9 protein-coding genes and 1 pseudogene are annotated in these 11841 nt (G+C 57.2%); 5 read left to right on the forward strand and 5 right to left on the reverse strand.

All coding sequences use genetic code 11. The features are described from left to right. The coding region (locus WBG04_RS20860; RefSeq protein ID WP_424316662.1) for a hypothetical protein at positions 1 to 2630 on the forward strand (2630 nt) is incomplete at its 5' end. Between the two features lie 26 nt (positions 2631 to 2656). Here the strand turns inward: WBG04_RS20860 and WBG04_RS20865 are convergent. The 3 genes from WBG04_RS20865 to WBG04_RS20875 form a co-directional block, all read right to left on the reverse strand. Continuing rightward, the gene (locus WBG04_RS20865) at positions 2657 to 3910 is read right to left on the reverse strand and encodes a permease (RefSeq protein ID WP_424316663.1); all 1254 of its coding nucleotides are present in this window, start codon (positions 3908 to 3910) and stop codon (positions 2657 to 2659) included. 60 nt (positions 3911 to 3970) lie between these two features. Further along, positions 3971 to 6922 carry a PQQ-dependent sugar dehydrogenase gene (locus WBG04_RS20870; protein ID WP_424316664.1) on the reverse strand — a complete coding sequence of 984 codons (2952 nt, stop codon included), beginning with the start codon at positions 6920 to 6922 and terminating at the stop codon, positions 3971 to 3973. Positions 6923 to 7173: 251 nt separating this feature from the next. Continuing rightward, positions 7174 to 7449 carry a metal-sensitive transcriptional regulator gene (locus WBG04_RS20875; RefSeq protein WP_424316665.1) on the reverse strand — a complete coding sequence of 92 codons (276 nt, stop codon included), beginning with the start codon at positions 7447 to 7449 and terminating at the stop codon, positions 7174 to 7176. 384 nt (positions 7450 to 7833) lie between these two features. On the opposite strand from WBG04_RS20875, the gene WBG04_RS20880 reads away from it, so the two are divergent. Both WBG04_RS20880 and WBG04_RS20885 read left to right on the forward strand, forming a co-directional pair. Continuing rightward, on the forward strand, positions 7834 to 8922 hold the full coding sequence (locus WBG04_RS20880; protein ID WP_424316666.1) for a DUF4034 domain-containing protein: 1089 nt from the start codon (positions 7834 to 7836) through the stop codon (positions 8920 to 8922). 89 nt (positions 8923 to 9011) lie between these two features. Then, positions 9012 to 9569 (forward strand): hypothetical protein, encoded by a 558-nt coding sequence (locus tag WBG04_RS20885; RefSeq protein WP_424316667.1) that lies wholly within the window; start codon positions 9012 to 9014, stop codon positions 9567 to 9569. Between the two features lie 21 nt (positions 9570 to 9590). Here the strand turns inward: WBG04_RS20885 and WBG04_RS20890 are convergent, their stop codons facing one another. Next, complete coding sequence (locus WBG04_RS20890) at positions 9591 to 9998, reverse strand: type II toxin-antitoxin system VapC family toxin (protein WP_424316668.1); 408 nt, start codon at positions 9996 to 9998, stop codon at positions 9591 to 9593. After that, the gene (locus tag WBG04_RS20895; protein WP_424316669.1) at positions 9995 to 10219 is read right to left on the reverse strand and encodes a DUF6364 family protein; all 225 of its coding nucleotides are present in this window, start codon (positions 10217 to 10219) and stop codon (positions 9995 to 9997) included. The genes WBG04_RS20890 and WBG04_RS20895 overlap by 4 nt, the downstream gene beginning before the upstream one ends. Positions 10220 to 10351: 132 nt before the next feature. On the opposite strand from WBG04_RS20895, the gene prfB reads away from it, so the two are divergent. Together prfB and WBG04_RS20905 are read left to right on the forward strand one after the other, a co-directional pair. Continuing rightward, positions 10352 to 11492 (forward strand): peptide chain release factor 2 gene (prfB, locus tag WBG04_RS20900; RefSeq protein ID WP_424316670.1). Its coding sequence is split into 2 segments (ribosomal slippage): positions 10352 to 10429 and positions 10431 to 11492, totalling 1140 coding nucleotides; the frame shifts between segments, so codons are not numbered across the junction. A 98-nt stretch (positions 11493 to 11590) separates the two neighbouring features. Beyond that, positions 11591 to 11841, forward strand: a pseudogene (locus WBG04_RS20905) (hypothetical protein); the annotation flags it as partial.

Below are 11841 nucleotides of genomic sequence, written 5' to 3' on the forward strand. Positions count from 1 at the left end.
CCAACTCCGCCCGCAGCATCGATGGCCTGCGCATGGTCGCCGATTCCGAACACAACATGGTCCTCGACCAAGCGCTCGTCCTCGCTCCCGGATCAAAGGTCCAGGCCACCTTCTGGATCCGCGGTGAACTCAGCAACTACGGCTATTCCCGACTCCATTACTCGATCAACAACGGCGTCTCATGGACCGAGCTCAACACCGTCAACCGTAACAACGGCTACAATTCCCCGAACTACGAACGCCTCCAAGCCGACCTCTCCAGTCTCGCCGGCAAGACCGTCAGACTGCGCTTCCACACCAGCGCCTCAAGCTACCCCAACGCCCTCATCCATCTCGACAAGCTCACCATCGATGAAATGCCCACTCCGGTCCTTGCCCTGCCTGTGGACCAAATCGAAGCCACCACCTTACGACTCAACTGGACACCTTCAACCCTGCCCTCCTTCTCTAATTACGCGATCTATCGTAGTTCGAACACGACCGTCACCCCGGATTCGACGTTGATTGCCGAGATCAACGAGGTGACGACGGGCAGCTTCGTCGATCAAGGACTCGATACCCGCACGACCTACTATTACAAGGTCTTCGTGGTCGATGACCGGGACACCTACAGCCCATCCGGCCTCATGACCGCCACGACGCTGGGACTACCGATCCCCTTGGCAGAGGACTTTGAAACGGACCTCGCTGGCTGGACCACCACCGGGGATTGGCAAATCCTCAATGGCGTCGGCCGTGGCGGTGGTGCCGCTCTGGTTGATTCCACCGGTGACTATCTGGCATCCACCGACACCCACGCCCGCTTCGCCGTGAATCTCTCCGGCATGGATTGGCCCGTCCTCCGCTTCTGGGACAAGCACGACTTCGCCGGGGGTTCGTGGGGGCGGATTGAGTTTTCGACCGATGGCAACAGCTGGGGCGACTTCCTCTATGGGGTCACAGGCATTCGTTCCGAGTGGCACCAACAGGCCATCGACCTGTCCAAATGGAAGAATGCAGAGCGCCTCTTCATCCGCTTCCGCCGCGGCACCGATGGAAATGTCGCCGACGGCTGGACGATCGACGACTTGAGCATCGAGGAAAACATCAGCACGCCGATCTATCCCGTCTGGGATGACTTCGAATCCGCATCCGACCTCTGGCTTGCGAGCCGCTGGGCCATCGTAGGTGACAATCCGAAAGATGGTGCAGGGTGCCTGCTCGACACTCCGGAAGGCCGATACGCACCCGATGGTCAGCAGCTATTGACGCTCGCCCATGAGCTCGATCTAACAAGTGCCGTCGATCCGAAGCTCAGCTTCTTCCTCCGCGGTAATCTGGCAAACTACTCGTACTTCCGCGTTCAAGTCTCGACCGATGGCGGCATCAACTGGCCGGAAATCGCCACGCTCAACCGGAACACCGGCTACAACCAGCCCGATTGGGAATTCATGCAGGCTTCCCTGACCACCTGGATCGGCCAGAAGATCCGACTGCGTTTCGTCACCTTGTGCAGCAGCCAGCCTGCTTCCGACATCTTCATCGACAACATTGGTATCGGTGAGGAACCCCCGGGGGCTCCAACTCCCTTCACCCCGATCGATCAGAACATCGTCACGCAACTCCGGCCCACCCTGACCGTTCGGAATGCGATCGATCCGCAGAGTGACCCGCTGACCTACCGCTTCGAGGTCTACACCGACGAATTGCTCACCCAACTCGTCGCCCAAGTCCCCTCCGTGGCATCGGGAAGCGCCACCACCTCGTGGAAAGTGGACGTCAACCTGCCCGACAACGCCTTCTACTGGTGGCGGTGCCGCGCCGATGACGGCGATGACCTCAGCCCTTGGTCGTCAGTCGCCAGCTTCGCCGTGAACGAGATCAACAATCCACCGAACCTGGTGGAGCCCGTCACCCCGCTCAATGGCGGCACCCTCTACAGCCTCACCGAACTGCTGATCTGGCGCACCACCCAAGACCCGGATCCCGGCGACTCGATTCTCGACTACCATCTTGAAATCGACAACGACGGTGACTTCAGCTCGCCACTCGTCAGCGTGGAAGGCATCACCGTGAGTGGTGTCCCGGACGGCGCCGGACACCTCGTGGGACTCCCGCTCGAACAGTTGCCCGGCATCGAGTCGATCCGCGCCGGTGGCTGGCTCTGGCGCATCCGCGCCCGCGACAGCCGTTTCGGTTACGGTCCATGGTCCACGGTTTCGGCCTCGTTCCGGATTGTCACTGACTATGAGCGTTGGGTCATCGATCATTTCACTCCGGCCGAGCGGCTCGACCCCGCCATTTCCGGTCCCGATGTCGACGACGATGGTGACGGTGTGCCCCGCATCATCGAATTCGCTTGTGGCATGGATCTGGCCATCCGTTCACGCGAAGGCGCTCCTGAAGCACGCATCGTCACCGTGGGCGGGGAAAAACACTACATTTTCGAATTCGATCGGAAGATCGGGACGGATCTGGTGTTCAGACTCCAGGCATCCAGCTACCTGAGCGGTGGATGGAAAAACACCGGAGCCAACGTCGAGATCATCGGCGCCATCGACGCCGAGCGGGAACGTTGCCGGCTCACCGATCCTGTCGCAATCGGCTCAACCTCGCGTCGCTTCGTCCGCGTTGAAGTGGATCTACCATGATCCTGGTAATTCTTTCCAAAAGTTCCCTAATGGTTCAATAGCCAAGCGATCACCAGCACCTGCGGAGTCGTCAGCAAAGGCAGGGTGAAGGTCGCCTTCCACGACTTCGTGGTCTCCCGCAAGACCATGATCTCGGTGTAGTCCGTCGCCGCACCGGCCATCAGGAAAGTGAAGGCATTGCCCGGTGCACCGGCACGTGTCAGCAGATCAGCGGCAATCGGACTCGATCCTTCCGAACAAACCTCGATCACCGTCGCGGCGAGCAAGGTCAGCAACAGCCCCAGCATGCTCGGTCCGAAGAACTGCGAGAAAATATCATCCGGCACGAAGGCACGGATCGCTCCCGCCATCACGATCCCAAGGAAGATCCAGCGCAGGATCATCGTCGATTCGCTCAAGCCATCCTTCGCAATACGTTTCACGTTCACCCCACTCGGCTTGACGTGCTGCCATGCCTCCCTGATTGCCGGACCGACCTGGTAGTCCTCCGGCAACTCGCAATGATTCGGGTTCGCCGGCAACACCCCACGCTTCACCAAAAGGTCCGCCACCCTGCCGCTGATGATGCCGATGACCATCGAGAGACCCACAAAGGCCAGCGTCCATTTCCAGCCAATCAGACCGATCAGGATCAGTGTCAGCGACAGCGAATTCCACGGACTCGAAACGAGGAACGCGATCGTCTGCCCGAGCGAGGCCCCTTTCTTGTAGAGCTGCATCCCGACCATCAGGATGCCGTGATTGCACAAGTCCAGCAAGGTGCCGGCAAAGGTCGCGCGCAGGATGCCTTTCATCGTGCCACCACGACCGAGCAAACTCGTCACCAGCTCCTTCGGCACCTGACCGATGACGCCCACAGCCACGATGCCTAACAGAATTCCCCACCACGCCTTTGACATCAGTTCGTAGTTGCCATGCGAAAAGGTCAGCCACCACGACGGCCCCACCCCGACGAAGTGTCCCACAATCCCGGCCACCACCAGTGCCATCGAAATCCAAAGCAGCCAGTCGATCCGGTTTTTCCCACTCCCACAGCACGACTCCTCTTCAGGGAGCGGGGATTTGCAATCCCCGGGAGAATCCTCGGTATCCGAAACCGGGGCGCAACATGGCGAGCTTGAGGCAGAACTCCGCGTCTTCGGTATGCTGGGAAGTGGTTCAAAGTCGACGCCCAAAGCCGATCCGACCGCCGAGGGATTCCTACCAGACAGTTTCTCGTCTTCGCCGCAGCATGAGTGCTTCTCAGGTTCCGGCTCCTTATTCCCACAGCAATCGCTCATCCGGTCAACTCTCGGGGACTTTTGCCTGAATCGCAACTAACTCGGTCTAACACCCACCGACTATCCACCTTCATCCCATCGAACTCGGAACGACCGGGCCTTCAAATGCTCAAATCGATACACCACTCGCACCACATCATTCAGAACCGGGACAAACACCTTACCAAGAGGATGCCAGTTTCCCAGATCATCGGAGAACTCAAGCTGGCATTCCTGGCCAGAAGGAACGGGAAAACCAACGACCAATGATTCACCGTCACCATTCAGGTTCTTCACAAATCCGCCTCGTGATCCGCCTCCGAGAGCCTCAAAGGCATTGGAATAGCCATTCTCATTTGAGTCCACATTCCGGTCATCAATACCCACGACCAAGGATCCACCGATTTCGCGTTCCAGCGCATCCGGAATCCAATCGTTGTCCCAGTCCTCGGGCTCAAATTTCCAGATTTGCCACTCAGAAATCCAGTAGACGCAGCCGTTCTCGTCCACATCAAATCTCCCACTCGGTGATAGCCACTCCTGCTCCTCGACACCATTGCCAACTGCTAACAAGGAAAGAACATCGCCAGCGGGGCTTACTTTGATAATTCGAGGAGCTGATCTATTTCCGGCTATGTATAGGTTTCCTATCGAGTCGGTCTCGATGGACGAGGCACCCTGCAGATCCTCTTCCACCGGAAAAGAAACGACGCGATCTCCCGTCAATTTTCGAATGAAAGGACGCTCTGAATAGAGCGCGTAGAAGTCACCACCCCATTCAACAATCGATCTCGTATGTGAATAACCTTGGCTGCCAATACTCTCCTCTCTCAGTCCATCCCATAGTCTCACATCCCAAGGCCATTCTCCATCGGCAACGGCAATGTTTCCGTCATGATCAACACAGAAATCCTTAAGATTACCTGGATGGACTTCCTGAGACTCTTGATAGTTTTGTCCAGTCATCCTCCAGAGCTTGCCATGATCCAGCCCAATCGCTGAACCACCCTGCCACTCGATCCTACTGAGATAGCTCCAGTCGAGCTCAACCCTTTGCTCATCTCGAAGCAAGATCGTCTGAAACCCACCATACGCTATATAGCCTCCGTCCGGTGTCAGTGTAAGACTGCCATCTCGCATCCCAAGATCGGTGATGGAAACAAGAGACTTCAGTCCCCTCGAGGGAATCTCGTAGTCTGGTTTCAGGGATAAGAGTTTACTTCGAAACGTTTCGGGATGGAACGCCCGGACTCGGTAAATCGAACCTTCAGGAATGAAAAACGAAGCCCCCTCGTAAATGGGCGAAAACTCATACACATCCTCTCCGGTAGCTGCATATCGGATTACCGCCCCCTCGGTAGTGCTCGAGAGTCTAAACGGATGCCCCGGCCGAAACGATCTAACATCCTGATCCACGACTCCAGAGATCGTCGGCGTATCTGCTATCCTAGGTGGATCCACCTCTCGATTATCGAAGACCGACGTACTCTCTTTTGACGGCTCCCAACCCATACGATAGCTCTTTGCCCTAATGGCAAAGGGTGCATGCAGCAACAGCTCCGTGCCTTGTTCAAACACGCTACTCTCCTCTGTCACCTCGGATCCGTCGGTCGAATATCGAAGTATCACGTCCTCGGCGGGGCCACGAATCTCCACCCGCTGTATCGGTTCGCTGTAGAGGGTCTTCCGTTCAAAGGCCGGCTGCGGACTCTGCAGTCGATACAATTCAGAAGTTACTGGACCCGGTTCCATTCCTTCATGAAAACCACGGATTCGGAGCTCCGACGGCTCGTCTATTAGAAAGGTGAAACTACTGGAAGGAAACAGCGGGCTGCTTTCCGTCGGATCGGAACCATCGAGGGTATATCTCGCCGAGACCCTCTCGTTCGGCCTCAACGCACGCACTCTTACGTACTCGCTGAAAACTCCGCCAGTTGGATCGAGAGTGATCGCACCGATAGAGTCTACCGGATCCACCCGAACAATCAGGCCCGACCTGATCCCGCAAAAGAGCTCTCCTCCCTTACTTTCGCCGATACATGTGATTCCTTCCTGCCTTACTAAATTGGTCACCTCGCCCCCAGCATCTCGAACAAACAAGCCGCGGCTGTAGTCGCCAAAAAAATACGCCCCCGCTCCAAATCGTGCCGAACTCGTGAATACTCCCCCGATCACCGATGATCCATTGTCAAAACTGTAGAAGGGATCCTCAAAGCTCGTTGCCCTTGGAGGCTCCCAGTCCGTCCCGTATAGTCCTTCGCGATAGGGCCAACCGAAGTTGACACCCTTCCAGATCGAGGATGCCTTCAGACGGTTGAGTTCTTCCCAGTCTTGCTCCCCAACATCTCCGATAATGAGGTCTCCCGAACTAGGCTCGAAAGAGAACCGCCAGGGGTTTCTAAGTCCCCAAGCAATAACCTCGGGAGCCCCTCCCCGACCATTTCTGAAAGGATTCCTTTGGGGAATCAAATAGGGAACACCATCAGCAGCACCCTCTGGATCGATCCTGAGTATCTTCCCGAAGAGACTGTCGAGATCCTGGGCCCTTTCGACAATGTTGTAGGCTCTCCCGTGGTCTCCGGAGGAAATATACAGATATCCATCAGGACCAAATCGAATCTGACCCCCGAAATGAGAGGAACTTTCAGTCGGCAATTCAAGGATGACCTCCTCGGCAGCCAAATCGGCATATCCATCCTCGTGAATCACGAAGCGGCTGATCCTGACGGTGCGAGCGGAATCAACTTCGGTTTCCGCCACATAAAAAACATAGAAGACATCCTTACTTTCCGGAGCAAAAGCCAGACCCAGGAGGCCCGCTTCACCAAACGGCAACATGTTTTCCCCAATATCTAAAACGAGGCGCCGCTCATTGTCATCCAGGTTGATATAGAGAATTTTTCCGAACTTCGTTGTGACATACAGATGATTCGCTGGTTCAGTCGAGGTCTGGAGATCTGTAATCTCCGTGCCAGGAAATCCTTCAAACGGAATTAGCTCAACCAGCGGTGCCCCGCTTCCAACTTGAGTCATTTTTCCAAGCAGCAGAAGGGCTAATAGACAACATCGCATCTCCGATAAGTATTCACATGAGAATGCCTCTTACAAGACTTCCCTGGTAAAAGCCCCACGCGGAAAAGCAGCGACCTCCTCGTATCTCGCTCGCCGGGCTAGCAAGTCGAGCAGGGTTACAGCACAGCATGAACTCCCGGGCTTCTGCTCCTGCTTGCCTCCGCAGCAGGATTTCACCTCGGGTTCCGGTTCCTTCTTTCCACAGCAATCGCTCATGACAGCCTCCTCCGGTAAAGGGTGATCATCTCCTCCAACCTCGTCTCAAGCTGCTTCGGATCCGCCGCAGCATCACACACGCAATGCCGCACATGGTCTTCCAGAAGCTTCGCCTCCAAAGCCCGCAGCGCCGAATGCACGGCCGAAATCGTGTTCAAAACCTCCGGGCACTCGCGATCCTCCTCAATCATCCGCCCAATCCCCTGCACCTGCCCGACGATCCGGTTGACCCGGTTCGTCAGTGGTGACTTCGATTTCCCATCACGCTTCATGGATATACCCATAGGGGGTATTTTGAGTACTGTCAAATTGCGCTTTTCCCCTGAGTTGCAAGGCGCGTCCTCGGCTGGAGGTCCAGCGGGATCACTGCCCCCTTGCAGGCAAAACGTCACCGCAAACCATGAAATCGTCACATTCGAAGCCTTGAGCGGGGCCCGAATGTGACGTATTTGTCACTTAATGAAGCTCGTTGATTCCTTTGACCGCCTCGTCGTGACCTTTACCATCGCGATCGTTGCCGCCTGCACCCTGCTTCTGGCCAAGATTTTCCTTGGGTGATCCTGTCTGCAAAAATCAGGGGCGATCCGTATCTGCAGGCTTGCGAACAAGCCCGCGATGGTAAGAACTGAGGGAGTCGTCACAGACGGACTCATCTCATGAAGCTCTCCGACTTCCTCGCCCTCAGCCTGATTCTCATCGCCTCCGCCTGCAAAAAGGAGGAAGGAAGCACGTCCACTGCGTCGACCCCCGGCCAGGCAGGCCCGGTCGAACACATCGACGCCGCAGAACGTCTCGCCGCCACCAGGCTCGAGACCGTCAGAGATCCCATCAACAAGGAGATCCATGTCTTCAAAGCGGAAGTCCGCGGTGCCTTCGACGAGGAACGTTTCGAAGAACTCGACAAGCAGGTCAAGGAGCTACGCGAATCCAGAGCGGTCTTCGGCAATGGCTCGGAAAAGCTCTTCCAGTTCTACGAAGGTCTCTCGAACCGATTTCATACCGGCGAAGACGGTCACCTTACCGACTTCGCGAAATACGAGAAGTGGCTCAAGCAGCAGCCTGACTCGCTCGCCGCGCACATCGGACTCGCCGACCTTTGGACCGAGTATGCCTGGCTCGCGCGCGGCAGCGGATACGCCGACACCGTCAGCGACGCCCAGTGGCAGGCCTTTCACGAACGACTCGAACAATCCGGCGAGACCCTCGGCAAGGCGGCCCAACTTTCGGAAAGCGATCCCTACTGGTATGTCGTTGCTCTAACAGTCGGGCTCGGACAAGGATGGCCAGTCGAGACTTTCGAACAAATTGCGGCCGAAGGAAGCAAACAGGCCCCGACCTTTTGGGCGATCGACAACAAGCGTGCCTACTCATTGCTTCCCCGCTGGTTCGGTGAGGAAGGGGATTGGGAAGCCTACGCGGATCGGGTTTCCAAACGCAAGGACGGCCTCGGTGCCGAAGGATACGCCCGCATCGTCATGAGCCTCTCCACCTACTACGCCGATGTTTTCCGCGACTCGGATGCTTCTTGGAAAACCACCCGCGAAGGACTTCTCATCCTCAGGGAGAAATATCCGGATTCCATCCACATCCAGAACTGCCTCGCCTACTACGCCGTCCTCGGTCGCGATCAGGAACTGGCCAAATCGACTTTCGAAGAACTCGGTGATGAATACGACGAGGAAGTCTGGACGAAGCCCGAACGCTTCGTCCACTTCCGGACATGGGCGCAGACGGGGAAGTGGTGAGCTTTGGGAAGAACTGAGCGAAGGGAAAGCCGGCTTCGTGATGGTGAAAGACAAGAGGTGGGAGTGGATCGGAGCAAAATTCTGAGACGATGAGTAAGACAAGCAAACCAACTTGGACGGCTGTTCGCAAGCAGCTCAAGACTTGGGAGCCCGATGCCTTGATCGCTCTGATCAAAGACCTTCACGATGCGTCGCCAACCAATCGCGACTTCTTGCAGGCACGGACAAGTGCGGGCGACGGCGGCGGCCTTGCTTTTGAAAGCTATCGCAAGCGAGTGACCGAGCCGTTCTTTCCTGCCCGAGGAGAGCCGAAGCTCAAGCTTGGCGATGCCCGCAAGGCGATTCGTGAATTTCACAAGGCAAGCGGCGACGCAAAGGGCACCATCGAACTGTTGCTCGTTTACTCGGAGTCCGGCGCGGAGTTTACCAACACCTTCGGCGATATCGACGCCCGCTTTTACGACAGCCTCTGTTCGGCAATCGACGAGTTGGCGGATCGAGTACGCAAAGAGGGCCCTGAGTCATGGGAGCTGGTTGCCCCACGCTTGGAAAAACTGGTCTTCTCCACCTCAGGAGTCGGCTGGGGCTATCACGACCACCTCGATTTCACCCTTGCAGAGCTTGAGGCGCATTTCGAGCCGGACTGAATTCAGCACTTACCGCAAATTTTACGAATGGTTGCCAGAATCGGCATGCCGCTTCAGGAAAGCCGCCGGAGTCACTGCGGGCACCGGCGATTTCCGATAATCGGGGAGATTCCTCGTCACGATAAAATCTGCTGACCAGGCCAACGCTGAAGCCGCTTGCAGGGCGTCTTCGAAGTCACGCATCGGCAGTTTGAGCGCCAGCTTCGCGTCCGCCGTGGACACCGTTGCCACTTCCACAAAACCTAACAGCTTCTCAACGAATTCGCGTCCACCTTTCAGCAAGTCGCCGCAGTTCGCGATCGAATGCCATGCGACCGCAGCTCCACCCTCGGCCTCAGCCCAACGCAACACTCCCACACTCGCCTCAAGATGCAGCTCCCGCGAGAGCGCCACATCAAGCAGCACATCGGTATCGATGAGAACCTTCAACTCCGGAGGTATTTTCGATGAAGCGCTTCACCGAGTTCATTCTCGGCGGGACGCACCTCGCACATTCCCACCATCTTTGACACCGTGTCTCCGCTACCTTCCGCCGAGCGTCCGAGTAGCGATTCGATCAGCCCAGAAACGCTGGTCTTTTCACGACTCGCACGCCGTTTCGCCGCCCGATGAACCTCCGGATCCAGCGTAATCGTTACCCGCTTTTTCATAGGTATGCATTTACCACGAAAGATACATCCGGCCAAGCTGGCCGATCAGCTTGCCCATGGCCAGCCGAATGGAAAGTTCTCGCTCTTCCGTCCTTGAAATCCCCGCCATCCTGCCTTTCTCTCCGCCTCCTCATGTCCGAACCCCATTCCGCCGACCTCACGACGCTGGACACAGGCGCGCTCAAAAAGCGCCTGACCCAGCTCGGGAGGTATCTTTGACGTCCCTGCTCTCGAACGCGAAATCGCCACCATTGAGGAGGCCATGGGCGCGCCCGATTTCTGGGACAATCAGGAACGGGCCCGCGACATGAACACCAAGGCTGCTTCGATGAAGAAGAAGCTCGAAACCTTCCAAGGCCTCGAGAGCAAACTCGACGATGTGCTCGCAGGGATCGAGATGGCCAAGGAGTTCGATGACGATGGCCTCGCTGCCGAAGCCGTCGCTGGTGCCAGCAAGCTCGACAAGGACATCAGCTCCTTCGAACTGCTGACCCTTCTCAACCGACCCAACGACGAGGCCAACTGCTATCTCACCATCCAGGCCGGAGCCGGTGGCACCGAGGCCTGCGACTGGGCGCAAATGCTCCACCGCATGTATACCCGCTGGGCGGAGAGCAAAGGCTTCAGCGTCGAAACACTCGACTGGGAAGACGGCGACGGCGCCGGACTCCGATCCTCCACCATCAAGATCAATGGCGAGAACGCCTTCGGTTTCCTCAAGAACGAACGCGGCGTCCATCGCCTCGTCCGCATCTCACCCTTCGACTCCGCAGGCAAACGCCACACTTCCTTCGCATCGATCGACGCCACCCCCGAGGTGAACGATAAGATCGAGATTGAGATCGCCGACAAGGATGTCGAGATCACCACCATGCGCTCCGGCGGCAAGGGTGGTCAGAACGTCAACAAGGTCGAGACCGGCGTTTTGCTGCGCCACCTCCCCTCTGGCATCCTGATCAAGTCGACCGCATCGCGGACCCAAGGCGCCAACAAGGAACTCGCCTACCAGATCCTCAAGGCCAAGCTCTTCCAGATCGAGGAAGACAAACGCGCCGCCGCCGCCGAAGCCGCCCACGGCGAGAAGAGCGAGATCGGTTGGGGGAGCCAGATCCGCTCCTACGTCTTCCAGCCCTACCAGAAGGTCCTCGACCTCCGCACCGGCGAGGAAAGCGGCAACATCCAGAACGTCATGGACGGCGAGATCGACAACTTCATCGAAGCCAAGATGCGTGGCAAAGTACGCGTGAAAGGTGCGAAGGACGACGACGATTGATGCTGGGAGCGCCGGTTTGAAACCGGCACCCAAAGATCGGAACGCACTTCCAAAAATTTCGATGTCACAATTCTGATCGGAAGCGACAATGGCGCGTGATGAAAACCCGCCGACTTGCCCTGACGCTTCTCCTTTGCGTCTTCAGCCCGCTTTCAAATGCTGACTCTCCAAGCTCGATAGGCCCCCCACCCGAAGCATGGAACGAGTGGGCACGTTGGGCAGAGAAACTCCATCCCATCACGGATGCTCAAGGCCATGGTCCCGACGTCGGTTCGGATGAGTGGTCCGGTGCCCTGAGTCGGCAACTCGGGATCGAGGACGAGAACGGGCACGGCCCCGGTTATCGCAC

The organism is Haloferula sp., assembly GCF_049672945.1.
Classification (GTDB): domain Bacteria; phylum Verrucomicrobiota; class Verrucomicrobiia; order Verrucomicrobiales; family Akkermansiaceae; genus Haloferula.

What these genes read in the sequence shown, in the direction of transcription:
- WBG04_RS20870 (WP_424316664.1), bottom strand. Translation starts at nt 6,922, where the DNA reads ATGACTCAAGTTGGAAGCGGGGCACCGCTGGTTGAGCTAATTCCGTTT.
- WBG04_RS20895 (WP_424316669.1), bottom strand. Translation starts at nt 10,219, where the DNA reads ATGAAAAAGCGGGTAACGATTACGCTGGATCCGGAGGTTCATCGGGCG.
- WBG04_RS20865 (WP_424316663.1), bottom strand. Translation starts at nt 3,910, where the DNA reads ATGAGCGATTGCTGTGGGAATAAGGAGCCGGAACCTGAGAAGCACTCA.
- WBG04_RS20880 (WP_424316666.1), top strand. Translation starts at nt 7,834, where the DNA reads ATGAAGCTCTCCGACTTCCTCGCCCTCAGCCTGATTCTCATCGCCTCC.
- WBG04_RS20885 (WP_424316667.1), top strand. Translation starts at nt 9,012, where the DNA reads ATGAGTAAGACAAGCAAACCAACTTGGACGGCTGTTCGCAAGCAGCTC.
- WBG04_RS20875 (WP_424316665.1), bottom strand. Translation starts at nt 7,449, where the DNA reads ATGAAGCGTGATGGGAAATCGAAGTCACCACTGACGAACCGGGTCAAC.